This window comes from Escherichia sp. MOD1-EC6162, from assembly GCF_002965125.1.
GTDB lineage: Bacteria > Pseudomonadota > Gammaproteobacteria > Enterobacterales > Enterobacteriaceae > Escherichia > Escherichia marmotae.
Genome location: NZ_PTSB01000006.1, coordinates 154,708 through 170,497 on the forward strand (window position 1 = coordinate 154,708; position 15,790 = coordinate 170,497).

Consider the following 15,790-nt stretch of genomic DNA (forward strand, 5'->3'; position numbering starts at 1 on the left):
AGAAAGTAATAAGCCCGGTTCAGCCGGGCTAAAAGTATAGCGCTAAAGAATGTGGCGATTCACCTTCACCACCACCTTCTTAATCTCAGCAACGGACTCAACAATACACCCGGGCTTATGCGGTTCTCCCGGCATAAACACGGCGAACATCCCCGGTTTCATGATAATGGTTTGTTCATTCTCAATGGCGTTACAAAGCTGATAATCCTCTTCCACATGCAGCTCTTCGCACGCACGGGCGGAATCCGCGACACCGAAGTTAATCCGTTCTTCGCCACTCAGTAAAAGCTGAATATCAACATATTGCGTATGTAGTTCCGCTTTTTTACTCTCTGCGGGCTGAGTAGAAAATGTCATCACATTCATAAAGATATCATCGCCGCGCAGTTCATAACGACCTGGCGATTTCTCTTGTGGGCAGGCGGTTAACGCCAGCGTTAACGCATCCATCAATACCGGATGCAAACCGGCAGATGGTAATGACTGTACTTCACCCATCATCATAATTTTTCTCCCTGGGCCAACAACGCAGCCCCAAGTAAACCTGCATCGTGGCGGTAGTGCGCCGCCAGTAACTCAACATGAAATGCCGCTGGCTCCTGCGCCAGATACGTTTCCACCAGCGCCAGATACCCTTCAGCCAACCCGACGCTGCCACCGACCACCACGCACTGGCAATCGGTCGTAGCTTTAACATCGGCAATCAGTCTTGCCAGCGCATGTGCGGAGCGGTGAATCAGTTGCTGAGCATGTTCGTCGCCCTGACCGGCGCGCGTAAAAATGGTTTTCGCATTAGCCCCCGCCAGCTCACCCTGCGCCGCAGCCGCAATGCCACGACCGGAAGCAATCGCTTCCACACAGCCGACACGTCCACAACCGCAGACTGGACCATGAGGATCAGCCAGCGTATGTCCAATATGCCCCGCCAGGCCGCCTGAGCCAGTAAGCAGTTTGCCGTCGCTGACTACCCCACCGCCAACACCAGTGGAAACAGTGATAAACACCATGTCGGTAATATCCCTCTCCAGCGCCTGATACTCTGCCCACGCTGCGGCCTGTGCGTCGTTAATGGCAATCGTCGGCAAGTCGGTAAGCTGTTCCAGCGTTTTGACTAGCGGAAAGTGCAGCAATCCGCCGAGATTATGTGGATTTAGCGCCAGCAGGCTGCCGTTGCGGATTATCCCGGTTGAAGCGATGGCCACCTGCTGCGCATGAGCTTGCAACGGTACGACTAATGTGGCTAAGGCTTCACGCAATGCTTCCGGTGTCTGGCTGGCAGGCGTGGGGAGTTCACGGCGATCGCGGATCTGCCTGTCAGCACCAATCAGCGCGGCAGCAAGTTTAGTACCGCCGATATCAATCGCCAGTATGGTCATAGCACCGCCTTTTTCATCGCTGTGTTGTACCACTGGCAAATGTGCTCAAGACGCGTAATGGCTGAACCGACTGTCACCGCCCATGCGCCATGACGCATGGCATCTGCCGCCTGCGCTGGCGTGTTGTATCGCCCTTCGGCAATCACCCGACATCCGGCATCGCTCAACGTTTTCACCAGCGCCAGATCAGGCTCTTCCGGGGTTTCAGGCGTGGTATAGCCAGAAAGCGTCGTGCCAATAATCTCAGCACCCAGTTTTTGGCAAGCCAGGCCGTCTTCCGGCGTTGAGCAGTCGGTCATCGCCAGCAATCCGTGATGGTGAATACGTGCCAACAGTGTTTCAACAGGCACCGGACGCGGGCGATCGGTGCCATCAATCGCGATAATGTCCGCGCCCGCCTGTGCCAGCGCATCAACATCTTCAATGTAGGCGGTAATACGTACCGGCGAATCCTCCAGATCGCGTTTCACAATCCCGATAATCGGCACGCTCACTACCGCACGAGTGGCTTTCAGGTTTGCCACTCCTTCTATACGAATAGCAACCGCACCGGCCTGCTCTGCCGCTAATGCCATAGCTGCGACGATTTCGGGTTTATCGAGCGGGCTGTCAGGAACCGGCTGGCAGGAGACAATCAGGCCACCATTAGCGGCGATTTTTTGATCCAGTTGTGCAAGTAACGACATACTTCTTCCCTTCGCGAAAGGCCCGGTTCAGAACCGGGCTACAGGATTAACTTTTGGTTTTGACTAAATCATCTTTGGTGTTGCCAAACGGCACCGCACCGCTGAATGGTTTGCCGTCGATGGAGTCATGAGTACGCAATGCTTCCGGGCGCAACCAGCGCTGAACCCGGGAGGGCATATCCAGACCAATCAGCAGGATCACCACAAACGTCAGGCTGAACGAGAGCGATCCCAGAGCCGTCCCCAGGTCCAGGCGTTGAGCAATCAGCGCACCAATGATCGGTGCCAGTGCACCACCCAATGCACCAACGTTGTAGGTAAAGCCCAGTCCCGCCGCTCGCTGGTCGGTATCAAAATAACCGCCGATCAGTTTCGGCAAGATCCCGGAGATCCCCTGACCAAGCATTTGCTGGAAGAACAGTAACAGACCGAGTACCCAGACGTTTGCACCGCCAATCGCAAATACCGGAATAATCAGCAATTGCGAGGCCAGCAGGCTACAAACGTAGGCTTTGCGCGTTCCCAGCCAGTCACCGAGGAAGCCACCAACGCAGCAGCCAACTGCCGCACCAAAGCCACTAAAGAACAGGACATTGGCGACCGTATGTGGGTCATACGCCAAATCGGTTTTCAGATACGTCGGCAGCAGCGCCTGAATCGGCCATGAGTAAAGGAAAGCAAACAACACAACCACCATCAGCGTCACGCCCGTTGGCCAGCGCTTGCCCGTACTCTGAACCATAAAGCTAATAAAGATCGCAGCACATAACAGCCCGAGAACAGCGACGATTGCGGCATTTTGCAGGTTACCGGCAAAGCAGAACCACAGCGCAGTAGCCGCTGCCAGCGTCATCACAATATTGGCGATGCGATGTTCACCGCGATAAAGAATATCCACCATCGTGCGTACCGGCGCTTTACCTGCGTGCTTCTCTTTCCAGTCTTCCGCTTCCGGGATGTTTTTACGCAGCCAGAGAGCGAAGATGATGGGTAAAATGCCGATAAAGAACAGCGCACGCCAGCCCCAGACCGGAACCACCAGACTGTAAACCTGAGCGGCAACTACAGCCCCCACAGAGAAGCCTGAAATCAGAAAACCACTGGCTTTGTTGCGCAAGTGTTTTGGCCAGCTTTCAATCACATAAGTAGCGCTGGAGCCGTATTCACCCGCCATCCCCATACCGATCACCAGACGCGCGATAAACATAGTGATGTAGCCAGGCGCAAAGCCGCAAGCCAGTGTACCGGCAGAAAAGAGAACAATACTGGTGACCATTGCCAGTCGACGTCCGTAGCGGTCGCCCATAGCACCAAGCATCAGGCCGCCGAACCAGCGAGAGATGAAGGCTGCGGAGATCAGGCTTGCTGCCTGTACCGTCGTCAGCCCAAACTCACCCTGTACTTCGGTAAGTACCAGGGCAATTAAAACGAAATCAAAACCATCAAGCAGGTATCCCAACCAGGCAGCGGAAAATGCCCGCCATTGTGCGCGGTTGAGATGGCGATACCACGGGATATTCTGGATCGTTGTGCTCATTGTGAGTCTCCCGCGGTGGGCGATGCCCACACGCTTTGGTATGAAAGTTGTAGGGTACAGATGCGGTTATTTCCCCTCACCCGGTAGGGGCGGGTGAGGGAAAAGAACTCACCCGCGCTCTTGCATCAACTGCTGGGCCAGCGCCTTCAGTTCTGGCAGATATTTTTCATCCACCGGACCAAACGGTTTGCGACACAGCGGCACAGACACCACATCCATATAGTGCAGAACGGTTTTCAGACCGCGGAATACGCCCGTTTTAATCAGTAAATCAATGACTTTATTACATTCGGTTTGCAGTTTCTGCGCGGTCTGGATATCCCCTTCTTTCAGCGCCTTCACGATGCCTTGATAACGCCATCCCATAATGTTGTAAGTACTGCCAATACCACCGTCTGCGCCCGCCAGCAGGCCGGAGGCGAAGATTTCGTCGTAACCGTTATAGAGCACCAGATCCGGATGCTCGCGACGGATCTGTTCCATCTGATAGAGATCGCCAGAGGTCTGTTTCAACGCCCCTACGCCTGGCAGCGTAACCAGGGTGTTGATCTGATCCAGACTCAGTTTTACACCGCTCAGTGCCGGAATGTTGTACACCACCATCGGCAAACCATCCGCCGAATCAATGATTGCCCGGTAGTGATCGCAGTGTTCTTCAAAGCTGAAAGGATAGTAGAACGGCGTGACCGCAGAGACAGCATCAAAGCCATAACGTTTAGCAGATGCCGCAAGTTGCTGGCTTTCCGCAGTGCTGACGCAACCTACGTGAGCGATGAGTTTAATCTTGCCTTTTGCTTCTTCAGCGACAATCTCCAGTACCTGTTCACGCTCGGAAAGGCTCTGCACAAAGGCTTCACCGGTTGAACCACCTACGTACAGGCCGTCGATGCCCTGCTGAATATTGAACTGAACCAGGCGGCGCAGACTCGCTTTATCCAGTGCTTGTTGTTGGTCAAAAGGAGTCAGGAGTGCGGCCATTACGCCACGTAAATTCGTTGCCATAAATACCTCTGAAGTGATGCTTGCCTGTTAAAAACGATATACCTTTATACCTGTTATACCAGATCAAATAAGCAACACATCATACAGAACGCTTATAATGCGATCTGCTTCACTAAAGTGGCATTATTTCTTTTTGTTTGCGGTCTGCCCGAAGGCGTGCCAGGTGGCAGAGACGCTGTTGAGATGCGATTGCAATGCGCGATCGGCTTCGTCGGGATCGTGACGCCGGATCGCGTCAACGATCGCAATATGTTGCTGATAACTAACGTTGTTATGTTCGTGTAGCGCCTGGTCAGCTACTGTCGGACGAGCTGCGATCAGCCAGTCAAGCAGAGCAACGTGGATCGCCATAAAGATCGGGTTGCCAGGGATCTCCGCCAGTACGCGGTGGAAATCAACGTCTGAACGAATGAACGCAGCGTTGTTATCCAGAGATTGACTGTTGATTTCCAGTGCTTTTGCCAACAAATCGATTTGTTCATCGGTGGCATGTTCAGCCGCATAACGCACCAGGCTGGACTCAAAGAATAGACGTAGTTGTTCGAAATGGGCTATCCCACCAGGATGGGAAAGGAAATCTTTCGCCATACCGGATAGCTCACCAATGATGGTATCCGCGGAAGGACGCGAGACGCGAGCGCGTTCGCCGTTATTAATTTGTACCAAACCTTTGCGCTTTAACGCCGCCAGCGCTTCACGCACCGAAGGACGCCCAACGTTAAAGAACGCCATAAGTTCGCGTTCAGACGGCAGTTGCTCACCTTCGCCAAATTCGCGACGGCGGATCATCTGCTCCAGCTCTTCTTCCACCATTTCGGAGAGTTTTTTACGCGCCAGCGGACGACGACGCAAGTTACGACCGATAGTAGCCGGAGAATCTTCTGCTTGCGGATCAAATGCGTTCATAGGGCTCTTCTGGGAAAATATGTTGACGGATAATAGCGAAGTTATCGTAACACAGTATTAAAATCAGGCGAAAAGAAGGTAGATAGCAAAACAGGCCACATGGGCCTGTTTATCATTTATTTCACAACCCGCAATGCCGGGCGACCACCGCGGGGGGGCTGCGGAGGTTCATCGTCAGGATGATGGTCATCATCGTGATCTGGCTTATCGCCGTCAATGACCGACATAACGGTTTCATTATCTGCCGATGCTTCATCATCATTCATAATGCTGGCATCTTCGTCGTAGGCAGCTTCAGGCTCGAACATCGTTCCTGCGCCATTTTCGCGGGCGTAGATAGCCAGCACGGCAGCCAGCGGTACTGAAACCTGGCGCGGAATGCCACCAAAGCGCGCGTTAAAGCGCACTTCATCATTCGCCAGTTCCAGATTACCAACTGCACGCGGCGCAATATTGAGTACGATTTGCCCGTCACGCGCATATTCCATAGGAACCTGCACGCCAGGGAGCGTCACATCCACCACCAGGTGCGGCGTGAGCTGGTTATCCAGCAACCACTCATAGAATGCACGCAGCAGATAGGGACGACGTGGTGTTAGCTGTGACAAATCCATACAGATTAACTCCGGCCCAGACGCATTTCACGTTCTGCTTCAGTTAAAGAAGCAAGGAAAGAGTCACGCTCAAAGACACGAGTCATATAGCCTTTCAGCTCTTTCGCACCCGGGCCGCTGAACTCGATGCCCAGTTGCGGCAGACGCCACAGCAGCGGAGCAAGGTAGCAATCGACCAGGCTGAACTCATCGCTCAGGAAGTACGGTTTCTGACCGAAGACCGGCGCGATGGCCAGCAGTTCTTCGCGCAGTTGCTTACGTGCGGCATCCGCTTCAGAGGCTGAACCGTTGATGATGGTGTTCATCAGCGTGTACCAGTCTTTTTCGATGCGGTGCATGTACAGACGGCTTTCACCGCGAGCTACCGGGTAAACAGGCATCAGTGGCGGATGCGGGAAACGCTCATCCAGGTATTCCATAATGATGCGAGATTCCCACAGGGTCAGCTCACGATCCACCAGGGTCGGAACGCTCTGATTCGGGTTGAGGTCAATCAGATCCTGAGGCGGATTGTCCTTTTCCACGTGTTCGATCTCGAAACTTACACCTTTCTCAGCCAGCACAATGCGGACCTGATGGCTATAGATGTCAGTAGGACCGGAAAACAGCGTCATTACCGAACGTTTGTTGGCAGCGACAGCCATGAAAACCTCCAGGTATAGTCAGAATTTTTACTGCTACCAGCCACCAGGTGGCCGGTCAGAAGTTATGTTACCCAATGAGGAATTGCCTTCACTGTTCGAAAATCAAACAAAAAATGAGCAATACTCGACATTTGGGCAGAAAATTGGATGATAGTTTACCAGATTTTGCGACCTTTGTGGTAAGTCGATGCCGGAAATGGGGAAAAAGAGATGTTCCTTAGCCTGAAATGGTTGACTTAATCCCTTATCAGCGATGTTGTTTTTGCCTTTACCACCTGTTGGGTGGCAGTAAAAAGCACGTTTTCTGTTTTTACACAGATTCAGACTTAAGCTATAAAAAAACCCGCCGGAGCGGGTTTTTTCGCAAATTGTATTCTGCCGAAGCAGAAAGCAATTAACGTTTGGAGAACTGCGGACGACGACGTGCTTTACGCAGACCGACTTTCTTACGTTCAACCTGACGAGCGTCACGAGTAACGAAGCCAGCTTTACGCAGTTCAGAACGCAGGGACTCGTCGTACTCCATCAGAGCGCGGGTGATACCGTGACGGATCGCACCAGCCTGACCAGAGATACCACCACCTTTAACGGTGATGTACAGATCCAGTTTCTCAACCATGTCGACCAGTTCCAGCGGCTGACGAACTACCATGCGGGCAGTTTCACGACCGAAGTACTGTTCCAGAGAACGTTGGTTGATAACGATTTTGCCGTTGCCCGGTTTGATGAAAACGCGAGCTGCGGAACTTTTGCGGCGACCAGTGCCGTAGTATTGATTTTCAGCCATTGCCTATAATCCCGATTAGATGTCAAGAACTTGCGGTTGCTGTGCCGCGTGGTTGTGCTCGTTACCCGCGTAAACTTTCAGTTTACGGAACATAGCACGACCCAGCGGGCCTTTTGGCAACATGCCTTTAACCGCGATTTCAATCACACGCTCAGGACGGCGAGCAATCATCTCTTCAAAGGTCGCTTGTTTGATACCACCGATGTGACCGGTGTGGTGATAGTACACTTTGTCAGTACGCTTGTTGCCGGTTACAGCAACTTTGTCAGCGTTCAGAACGATGATGTAATCACCAGTATCTACGTGCGGAGTGTATTCCGCTTTATGCTTACCGCGCAGGCGCAGAGCCAGTTCGGAAGCCAGACGGCCCAGAGTTTTACCGGTCGCGTCAACAACATACCAGTCGCGTTTTACGGTTTCTGGTTTAGCTGTAAAAGTTTTCATTAAAAGCTTACCCAATAAATAGTTACACGTTGGTGAACACCCAAACGTCTTCAATTGTTGAGGTTCACACGACAAAGTCCGGCAAACCTACCCCTTCGAATAGCCTATGCCAGCACACAAAAAGTTTTGGGAAAAAAACTTTCTTGTAACGTGGGGTCGCAGGATTATAGAGAAGTCGGGGTCAAAGATCGACCCCTTTTTGTGATTTGTGGCAGGTTTTATCAGCAATGACGCGGTTGTTTGTACGCTGTCAGGATAAGACGTATGGCATAAATTACGCCAAATGCTCACGCGTCAAATACTCTTCGCTTTGCATTTCCTGCAAACGTGACAGACAGCGCTGAAACTCAAACTTTAGTCGCTCGCCCTGATAAATTTCGTACAAAGGGACTTCCGCGCTCACCACCAGCTTGACGTGGCGCTCGTAAAACTCATCCACCAGCGCAATAAAACGCCGCGCTTCGCTCTCCATCAACCGCGTCATGACAGGCACATCAAACAACATCACCGTGTGAAACAGACGTGAGAGCGCAATATAGTCATGCTGGCTACGGGCATCGACGCACAGCGTGGTAAATGACACCGCCAGTGTCTGGTTTTCTACGCCCATTGTCGCCAGCGGGCGATGATTGATTTCCAGTGTGGGGGATTGTTCTCGTTTTGCACCTGCCAGTGCCAGCCACAGCTTATCCATCTGTTCACGCGTTTCATCATTGAGCGGCGACAGCCACAGATGCGCCTGAGTGAGCGTGCGCAGCCGATAATCAACCCCGGCATCGACGTTCATCACATCACAATGCTGTTTAATGGCGTCGATAGCCGGAAGAAAACGCGCACGTTGTAAACCATTTCGATAAAGTTCATCCGGCGGAATATTTGACGTCGCCACCAGCGTTATACCGCGAGCAAACAACGCTTTCATCAGGCCGCCCAGCAGCATAGCATCGGTAATATCCGAGACAAAAAATTCGTCAAAACAGAGCACATCGGTTTCAGCTTTGAAACGATCAGCAATAATTTCCAGCGGATCGCTCTGCCCCTGCAATGTGGTTAATTCTTCATGCACACGCAGCATAAAACGGTGAAAGTGCAGGCGCTGTTTTCGCTCTCCCGGCAAACTTTGATAGAACAGATCCATCAACCAGGTTTTTCCACGCCCTACACCGCCCCACATATATAAGCCACGCACCGGCGCGTTGCTTGTATCTTCACGTTTACCCCACAGCTTACCGACCCGCGCCATTATCCCGCTCACCCTGGCGGCTGGCGGCGTGCTACTGATGAGTTCCTGATAAATGATTTCCAGGCGACTGACAGCCTCTTTTTGTACGTCGTCGGGTTGATGGCTGCCTTCATTGAGCGCCTTCAGGTATTGCGATGTCGGGGTAACGCTTTGCATGATGTTATTGTTATTCCTTGAATAATCGGTGTACCGTTGTTCACGGTTGACGAAAAAAAGGCCGTTCTACACTACGCGATATGCAGTCGGGATTCCACTTCTGTGGAATTAACGGTTATAGTGGCATAATCAGCCGCAGGCATGGAGCCTGAAGCCAACACCCTACGGAAACAAAAGACAACGGGAGATGTTCATGACCTGGGAATATGCGCTAATTGGGTTAGTCGTCGGCATCATTATTGGTGCTGTGGCCATGCGTTTTGGTAATCGCAAGTTACGCCAGCAACAGGCGTTACAGTACGAACTGGAAAAAAATAAAGCTGAACTGGACGAGTATCGCGAAGAGCTGGTTAACCACTTTGCCCGCAGTGCGGAATTGCTGGATACCATGGCGCACGACTATCGCCAGCTATATCAACACATGGCGAAAAGCTCCAGCAGCCTGCTACCGGAACTGTCCGCAGAGGCCAACCCGTTCCGCAATCGTCTGGCCGAGTCTGAAGCCAGCAACGATCAGGCTCCAGTGCAGATGCCGCGTGACTATTCTGAAGGCGCATCCGGTCTGCTGCGTACTGGCGCGAAGCGCGACTAATTTATTTTTCGGGCGCAGCCATTGCGCCCTCCTCTTCTCCCGCCTCCGACTATCATTTAATTTGATGTCTCATTGTTAGCCATCTGAAAATTCAATAACATCAAACTGTTTTGAATCTCTTTTTCTTATCATTCAGGTACGAGAGCAGGAATAAATGAAAAAACAAACCCAGCTGTTGAGTGCATTAGCGTTAAGTGTCGGGTTAACTCTCTCGGCGCCGTTTCAGGCCATCGCATCGATTCCCGCTCAGGTTGCCGGTCAAGCGCCACTGCCCAGTCTGGCCCCGATGCTGGAAAAAGTGCTTCCCGCGGTAGTAAGCGTTCGAGTCGAAGGAACCGCCAGCCAGGAGCAGAAAATTCCGGAAGAATTCAAAAAGTTTTTTGGTGATGATTTACCGGATCAACCAGCGCAACCCTTCGAAGGTTTAGGCTCTGGCGTCATTATCAATGCCAGTAAAGGTTATGTGCTGACCAACAACCATGTCATTAATCAGGCGCAGAAAATCAGTATTCAGCTCAATGACGGGCGTGAGTTTGATGCGAAGCTGATTGGCGGCGATGACCAGAGCGACATTGCCCTGCTGCAAATCCAGAATCCTGGCAAGTTAACGCAGATCGCCATTGCCGACTCCGATAAACTGCGCGTCGGTGATTTTGCCGTCGCGGTCGGTAACCCGTTTGGACTCGGGCAAACCGCTACCTCCGGGATTGTTTCCGCATTAGGTCGCAGCGGGTTGAATCTTGAAGGTCTGGAAAACTTTATCCAGACCGATGCCTCCATTAACCGTGGTAACTCCGGCGGTGCGCTGTTAAACCTTAACGGTGAATTAATTGGTATCAACACAGCAATCCTTGCTCCTGGCGGTGGTAGCGTCGGGATTGGTTTTGCCATTCCGAGTAATATGGCCCGCACCCTGGCACAGCAACTTATCGACTTCGGTGAAATCAAACGCGGCCTGTTAGGTATCAAAGGTACAGAGATGAGTGCCGATATCGCTAAAGCCTTCAACCTTGACGTACAACGCGGAGCATTTGTCAGCGAAGTGCTACCAGGTTCTGGCTCAGCAAAAGCGGGCGTGAAAGCGGGTGATATTATTACCAGCCTCAATGGCAAACCACTTAATAGCTTTGCCGAGTTGCGTTCGCGCATCGCGACCACCGAGCCGGGCACGAAAGTGAAGCTCGGTCTGCTGCGTAACGGCAAGCCGCTGGAAGTGGAAGTGACCCTCGATACCAGCACGTCATCATCCGCCAGTGCTGAGATGATCACACCAGCGCTGGAAGGCGCAACGTTGAGCGATGGTCAGCTAAAAGATGGCAGCAAAGGCATTAAGATCGATGAAGTAGTTAAGGGTAGCCCTGCCGCCCAGGCTGGTTTGCAAAAAGACGATGTGATCATTGGCGTAAACCGCGATCGGGTGAACTCAATTGCTGAAATGCGCAAAGTGCTGGCAACCAAACCGGCCATCATCGCCCTGCAGATTGTACGCGGCAATGAAAGCATCTACTTACTAATGCGTTAATGTCGCAAACCGGGCATCAGGCTGACGTGTGATGTCCGGTTAACTCGTGGTATGCTGCTGCCGTTCCCTTTATTAACGACGCCTCCATCATGTTTGTGAAGCTCTTACGTTCCGTTGCGATTGGATTAATTGTCGGCGCTATTCTGCTGGTTGCCATGCCTTCGCTGCGCAGCATTAACCCGCTTTCCACGCCGCAATTCGACAGTACCGATGAGACGCCTGCCAGCTATAATCTGGCGGTTCGCCGCGCTGCGCCAGCAGTAGTCAACGTCTATAACCGTGGTTTAAATACGACCTCACACAATCAGCTTGAGATCCGCACGCTGGGATCTGGTGTGATCATGGATCAACGCGGTTATATCATCACCAACAAACACGTGATCAACGACGCCGATCAGATCATCGTCGCCTTACAGGATGGTCGTGTTTTTGAAGCGTTACTGGTGGGATCTGACTCTCTGACCGATCTGGCAGTGCTTAAAATTAATGCCACTGGCGGTTTACCCACTATCCCAATTAATGCTCGTCGCGTACCGCACATTGGCGATGTGGTGCTGGCGATCGGTAACCCGTACAACCTCGGACAAACCATTACTCAGGGGATTATCAGCGCCACGGGTCGAATCGGCCTGAACCCAACCGGACGGCAAAACTTCCTGCAAACCGATGCCTCCATTAACCACGGTAACTCCGGCGGCGCGCTGGTTAACTCGCTGGGCGAATTGATGGGCATCAACACGCTGTCGTTTGATAAGAGTAACGATGGCGAAACGCCGGAAGGTATCGGCTTTGCAATTCCCTTCCAGTTAGCGACCAAAATTATGGATAAGTTGATCCGCGATGGTCGCGTGATCCGTGGCTACATTGGTATCGGTGGACGCGAGATTGCTCCTCTGCACGCCCAGGGTGGCGGCATCGATCAACTGCAAGGGATCGTGGTTAATGAAGTGTCACCTGATGGCCCGGCAGCTAACGCGGGTATCCAGGTCAACGATCTGATTATCTCTGTGGATAACAAACCGGCTATCTCTGCTCTGGAGACGATGGATCAGGTAGCAGAAATTCGCCCTGGTTCGGTGATCCCGGTTGTAGTGATGCGTGACGATAAGCAGTTAACGTTGCAGGTTACGATTCAGGAATATCCGGCGACCAATTAAGGCCGGAGTTAAGCACAAAAAACCGGAGACGTTGCTCCGGTTTTTTATTATCTACTAATCAATTATTTATTAACGAACTCTTCGCCCAGAGCGATATCTTTCTTCAGCGTATCGAGCATACCTTCCAGCGCGTTCTGTTCAAATGCACTCAGAGTGCCGATAGATTTACGCTCTTCCACGCCGTTTTTACCCAGCAGCAGCGGTTGAGAGAAGAAACGTGCGTACTGACCGTCACCTTCAACATAGGCACACTCTACTACGCCTTTTTCGCCCTGCAGCGCACGAACCAGAGACAGACCAAAACGTGCAGCCGCCTGGCCCATAGACAGAGTTGCAGACCCGCCACCGGCTTTCGCTTCAACCACTTCAGTACCCGCGTTCTGGATACGTTTGGTCAGATCAACCACTTCTTGCTCGGTAAAGCTGACGCCAGGAACCTGCGACAGCAACGGCAGAATGGTAACGCCAGAGTGACCGCCAATAACCGGCACTTCTACATCACCCGGTTGTTTGCCTTTCAGTTCCGCAACAAAGGTGTTGGAACGAATGATATCCAGCGTAGTGACGCCAAACAGCTTGTTTTTGTCATAAACACCGGCTTTTTTCAGCACTTCTGCAGCGATAGCCACAGTGGTATTAACCGGGTTAGTGATAATACCAATGCACGCTTTCGGGCAGGTTTTCGCGACTTGCTGTACCAGGTTTTTCACGATCCCAGCGTTAACGTTAAACAGGTCGGAACGATCCATACCCGGTTTACGCGCTACGCCAGCGGAAATAAGAACAACATCCGCACCTTCCAGCGCCGGAGTCGCATCTTCACCAGAAAAACCTTTGATTTTCACAGCAGTAGGGATATGGCTCAGATCGACGGCCACACCGGGAGTGACTGGAGCGATATCATACAGGGAGAGTTCTGAACCTGAAGGCAGTTGGGTTTTTAACAGTAATGCAAGCGCCTGGCCGATACCACCAGCAGCGCCGAGGACTGCGACTTTCATCCTAAACTCCTTATTATATTGATAAACTAAGATATGTTGCTCCGCTGCCGCGACCTTAATCCACAAATTCACAGTTTACAATGACCACTTCTCAAGAATGTGTAGTCACGCAAATTTGGCGTTTATGCATTTAATTGACGTAATCAGGGAGCTAACTTACGTAATTAACAGCCGCTTATGCATCAGAGCTACATTCCAACAGGTGGTGACAATATACCCTACCGTTCAGCCAAAACAATATCAATTTGATAACAATTAATTTACTTTTAAGCGAAATTTACGCGCCGTGACACAGGCATGTTTCTCAATAACGAAATTTGATAAAATCCCGCTCTTTCATAACATTATTTCAGCCTTCTCCAGGGCAGACTGTTTGCATAAAAATTCATCTGTATGCACAATAATGTTGTATCAACCACCATATCGGGTGACTTATGCGAAGCTCGGCTAAGCAAGAAGAATTAGTTAAAGCGTTTAAAGCGTTACTTAAAGAAGAGAAATTTAGCTCCCAGGGCGAAATCGTCGCCGCATTGCAGGAGCAAGGCTTTGACAATATTAATCAGTCTAAAGTCTCGCGGATGTTGACCAAGTTTGGTGCTGTACGTACCCGCAATGCCAAAATGGAAATGGTTTACTGCCTACCTGCTGAACTGGGCGTACCAACCACGTCCAGCCCGCTGAAAAATCTGGTGCTGGATATCGACTACAACGACGCTGTTGTGGTGATTCATACCAGCCCCGGCGCGGCACAGTTAATTGCGCGTCTGCTGGACTCTTTGGGCAAAGCAGAAGGTATTCTTGGCACCATTGCTGGTGATGACACCATCTTTACCACCCCTGCCAAAGGTTTCACCGTCAAAGACCTGTATGAAGCGATCTTAGAGCTGTTCGATCAGGAGCTTTAATCTCTTGCCCCGTCGCTTCTGGCGGCGGGGAAAATGTTGCAGTCCCCTGTCCCCCTTGTTTTCCCTGCCATTTATTTAACGAATAGTGCGTTTCTTGAGACAAAAAATTCACACATCGAATACATAAAGTAAAAAACGCACATTATGCAAAAAAAACATATCTTATTGAAATTAATGCCATTTACTATAAATCACCCTATTTTTAATTCCAATTTGTTATAAAGGTTAAAATTTTTAACAATTTACATTCAATAGAAACAGTTAGCGTGGTATTAATTAGCTCAATAATTAGTGTATACTTGATTTTGTGATATGGGTCACGAAACAAAGACCCAACTAAAAGATTATGTCGAGGTAAAAATCATGAAAATCAAAACCACTGTTGCTGCATTAAGCGTACTTTCTGTTCTCTCTTTCGGTGCATTCGCTGCCGATTCCATTGATGCTGCACAAGCACAAAATCGTGAAGCTATCGGTACTGTATCCGTAAGTGGCGTTGCCTCTTCACCGATGGATATGCGTGAAATGCTGAACAAAAAAGCGGAAGAGAAGGGCGCAACGGCCTACCAGATTACTGAAGCTCGTAGCGGTGATACCTGGCACGCCACGGCTGAACTGTACAAATAAACCCTCATCGTCTTGTCCGACGAGATTGCCTCCGGTTCGGAGGCTTTTTTTTGCGCTAATGGCGAACATTAAAACGCAAATGTCCTTCCAGCTCTTCTTCTGCCTCATCAAACAACAGTATTAACGCGCCAAAACGGCGACGCGTTTTCTCTCCCAGATGAACAAACTCAATCTCCAGCGGTAGTGGCAGGACATCGTTCATTAACACATCCCACAGAGAGTCGAGATCGCGTACCTTATCTTTCGCCAGACCAAAGGTTTGGCGAAAGTCGCGATAAAAGTCCTCCTGACTCTCAATCTCATCAAAATCAAAGCTATAGATATTCATCTGTTGCCACCATCACGTTTCGCGGCGAGTTCTGCCGATCATCGCTAAGTATAGCCATGAAAAAACCGACGCTTTTGGCGTCGGCTCAGATGATTGACAAAGTGCGCGTTGTTGATGTCGGATGCGGCGTGAACGCTTTATCCGGCCTACCAGGGTGTGCAAATTCAATATAATGCAATTTTGTAGGCCTGATAAGCGTAGTGCATCAGGCAATTTGGAGTATATCAGCAATATCAACTGACACCTTTTGCCGTCGGTTTTGA

General features: G+C 51.0%; 18 protein-coding genes. 5 read left to right on the forward strand and 13 right to left on the reverse strand.

Annotated features, from left to right (window positions below; translation table 11 throughout):
- Positions 1–42: 42 nt before the first annotated feature.
- The 11 genes from nanQ to zapE form a co-directional block, all read right to left on the reverse strand.
- Positions 43–504: an N-acetylneuraminate anomerase gene (gene nanQ, locus A9587_RS07500; RefSeq protein ID WP_001517178.1), complete on the reverse strand. Its 462-nt coding sequence runs from the start codon at positions 502–504 to the stop codon at positions 43–45.
- The gene (gene nanK, locus A9587_RS07505) at positions 501–1,376 is read right to left on the reverse strand and encodes an N-acetylmannosamine kinase (RefSeq protein ID WP_105263591.1); all 876 of its coding nucleotides are present in this window, start codon (positions 1,374–1,376) and stop codon (positions 501–503) included. The genes nanQ and nanK overlap by 4 nt, the downstream gene beginning before the upstream one ends.
- Entirely contained in the window at positions 1,373–2,062 is a 690-nt protein-coding gene (locus tag A9587_RS07510; protein WP_000054233.1) for an N-acetylmannosamine-6-phosphate 2-epimerase, read from the reverse strand. Before A9587_RS07510 ends, nanK begins: the two co-directional genes overlap by 4 nt.
- Positions 2,063–2,108: 46 nt before the next feature.
- Positions 2,109–3,599 (reverse strand): sialic acid transporter NanT, encoded by a 1,491-nt coding sequence (gene nanT, locus A9587_RS07515; protein ID WP_000108263.1) that lies wholly within the window; start codon positions 3,597–3,599, stop codon positions 2,109–2,111.
- Between the two features lie 108 nt (positions 3,600–3,707).
- Complete coding sequence (gene nanA / locus A9587_RS07520) at positions 3,708–4,601, reverse strand: N-acetylneuraminate lyase (protein ID WP_000224706.1); 894 nt, start codon at positions 4,599–4,601, stop codon at positions 3,708–3,710.
- A 123-nt stretch (positions 4,602–4,724) separates the two neighbouring features.
- Positions 4,725–5,507 carry a transcriptional regulator NanR gene (nanR, locus tag A9587_RS07525; protein ID WP_000990909.1) on the reverse strand — a complete coding sequence of 261 codons (783 nt, stop codon included), beginning with the start codon at positions 5,505–5,507 and terminating at the stop codon, positions 4,725–4,727.
- Positions 5,508–5,623: 116 nt separating this feature from the next.
- Positions 5,624–6,121 (reverse strand): ClpXP protease specificity-enhancing factor, encoded by a 498-nt coding sequence (gene sspB / locus A9587_RS07530; protein ID WP_000366123.1) that lies wholly within the window; start codon positions 6,119–6,121, stop codon positions 5,624–5,626.
- A gap of 5 nt (positions 6,122–6,126) precedes the next feature.
- A complete protein-coding gene (sspA, locus tag A9587_RS07535) occupies positions 6,127–6,765 on the reverse strand; it encodes a stringent starvation protein SspA (protein WP_000257293.1) in 639 nt (212 codons plus the stop codon).
- Between the two features lie 394 nt (positions 6,766–7,159).
- Positions 7,160–7,552, reverse strand: coding sequence for a 30S ribosomal protein S9 (gene rpsI, locus A9587_RS07550; protein WP_000829818.1), 393 nt, complete (start codon positions 7,550–7,552; stop codon positions 7,160–7,162).
- Between the two features lie 15 nt (positions 7,553–7,567).
- Positions 7,568–7,996 (reverse strand): 50S ribosomal protein L13, encoded by a 429-nt coding sequence (gene rplM, locus A9587_RS07555; protein WP_001517180.1) that lies wholly within the window; start codon positions 7,994–7,996, stop codon positions 7,568–7,570.
- A 274-nt stretch (positions 7,997–8,270) separates the two neighbouring features.
- Positions 8,271–9,395, reverse strand: coding sequence for a cell division protein ZapE (gene zapE / locus A9587_RS07560; protein ID WP_001517181.1), 1,125 nt, complete (start codon positions 9,393–9,395; stop codon positions 8,271–8,273).
- 193 nt (positions 9,396–9,588) lie between these two features.
- Here zapE and zapG point away from each other — a divergent pair, with 193 nt between their 5' ends.
- From zapG to degS, 3 genes are all read left to right on the forward strand, one after another.
- Positions 9,589–9,987, forward strand: a complete 399-nt coding sequence (gene zapG / locus A9587_RS07565) for a Z-ring associated protein ZapG (RefSeq protein ID WP_010345273.1) — start codon at positions 9,589–9,591, stop codon at positions 9,985–9,987.
- A 154-nt stretch (positions 9,988–10,141) separates the two neighbouring features.
- Positions 10,142–11,509, forward strand: a complete 1,368-nt coding sequence (gene degQ / locus A9587_RS07570; protein WP_000745037.1) for a serine endoprotease DegQ — start codon at positions 10,142–10,144, stop codon at positions 11,507–11,509.
- A gap of 89 nt (positions 11,510–11,598) precedes the next feature.
- Positions 11,599–12,666: an outer membrane-stress sensor serine endopeptidase DegS gene (gene degS / locus A9587_RS07575; protein WP_000497718.1), complete on the forward strand. Its 1,068-nt coding sequence runs from the start codon at positions 11,599–11,601 to the stop codon at positions 12,664–12,666.
- Positions 12,667–12,728: 62 nt separating this feature from the next.
- Here degS and mdh read toward each other — a convergent pair whose 3' ends face one another.
- Positions 12,729–13,667: a malate dehydrogenase gene (gene mdh / locus A9587_RS07580; protein WP_010377442.1), complete on the reverse strand. Its 939-nt coding sequence runs from the start codon at positions 13,665–13,667 to the stop codon at positions 12,729–12,731.
- Positions 13,668–14,101: 434 nt separating this feature from the next.
- Between mdh and argR the strand changes: the two genes are divergently transcribed.
- Positions 14,102–14,572, forward strand: a complete 471-nt coding sequence (gene argR / locus A9587_RS07585) for a transcriptional regulator ArgR (protein ID WP_001257843.1) — start codon at positions 14,102–14,104, stop codon at positions 14,570–14,572.
- Between the two features lie 363 nt (positions 14,573–14,935).
- Positions 14,936–15,199, forward strand: a complete 264-nt coding sequence (yhcN, locus tag A9587_RS07590) for a peroxide/acid stress response protein YhcN (protein ID WP_000695690.1) — start codon at positions 14,936–14,938, stop codon at positions 15,197–15,199.
- Positions 15,200–15,254: 55 nt separating this feature from the next.
- On the opposite strand, the gene A9587_RS07595 is transcribed toward yhcN, so the two are convergent.
- Positions 15,255–15,527, reverse strand: coding sequence for a barstar family protein (locus A9587_RS07595; protein ID WP_001028998.1), 273 nt, complete (start codon positions 15,525–15,527; stop codon positions 15,255–15,257).
- Positions 15,528–15,790: the final 263 nt, after the last annotated feature.

Excerpts from the sequence above, each read along its gene's own strand:
- nanQ (WP_001517178.1), bottom strand. The coding sequence starts at position 504 with ATGATGATGGGTGAAGTACAGTCATTACCATCTGCCGGTTTGCATCCG.
- nanK (WP_105263591.1), bottom strand. The coding sequence starts at position 1,376 with ATGACCATACTGGCGATTGATATCGGCGGTACTAAACTTGCTGCCGCG.
- A9587_RS07510 (WP_000054233.1), bottom strand. The coding sequence starts at position 2,062 with ATGTCGTTACTTGCACAACTGGATCAAAAAATCGCCGCTAATGGTGGC.
- nanT (WP_000108263.1), bottom strand. The coding sequence starts at position 3,599 with ATGAGCACAACGATCCAGAATATCCCGTGGTATCGCCATCTCAACCGC.
- nanA (WP_000224706.1), bottom strand. The coding sequence starts at position 4,601 with ATGGCAACGAATTTACGTGGCGTAATGGCCGCACTCCTGACTCCTTTT.
- nanR (WP_000990909.1), bottom strand. The coding sequence starts at position 5,507 with ATGAACGCATTTGATCCGCAAGCAGAAGATTCTCCGGCTACTATCGGT.
- sspB (WP_000366123.1), bottom strand. The coding sequence starts at position 6,121 with ATGGATTTGTCACAGCTAACACCACGTCGTCCCTATCTGCTGCGTGCA.
- sspA (WP_000257293.1), bottom strand. The coding sequence starts at position 6,765 with ATGGCTGTCGCTGCCAACAAACGTTCGGTAATGACGCTGTTTTCCGGT.
- rpsI (WP_000829818.1), bottom strand. The coding sequence starts at position 7,552 with ATGGCTGAAAATCAATACTACGGCACTGGTCGCCGCAAAAGTTCCGCA.
- rplM (WP_001517180.1), bottom strand. The coding sequence starts at position 7,996 with ATGAAAACTTTTACAGCTAAACCAGAAACCGTAAAACGCGACTGGTAT.
- zapE (WP_001517181.1), bottom strand. The coding sequence starts at position 9,395 with ATGCAAAGCGTTACCCCGACATCGCAATACCTGAAGGCGCTCAATGAA.
- zapG (WP_010345273.1), top strand. The coding sequence starts at position 9,589 with ATGACCTGGGAATATGCGCTAATTGGGTTAGTCGTCGGCATCATTATT.
- degQ (WP_000745037.1), top strand. The coding sequence starts at position 10,142 with ATGAAAAAACAAACCCAGCTGTTGAGTGCATTAGCGTTAAGTGTCGGG.
- degS (WP_000497718.1), top strand. The coding sequence starts at position 11,599 with ATGTTTGTGAAGCTCTTACGTTCCGTTGCGATTGGATTAATTGTCGGC.
- mdh (WP_010377442.1), bottom strand. The coding sequence starts at position 13,667 with ATGAAAGTCGCAGTCCTCGGCGCTGCTGGTGGTATCGGCCAGGCGCTT.
- argR (WP_001257843.1), top strand. The coding sequence starts at position 14,102 with ATGCGAAGCTCGGCTAAGCAAGAAGAATTAGTTAAAGCGTTTAAAGCG.
- yhcN (WP_000695690.1), top strand. The coding sequence starts at position 14,936 with ATGAAAATCAAAACCACTGTTGCTGCATTAAGCGTACTTTCTGTTCTC.
- A9587_RS07595 (WP_001028998.1), bottom strand. The coding sequence starts at position 15,527 with ATGAATATCTATAGCTTTGATTTTGATGAGATTGAGAGTCAGGAGGAC.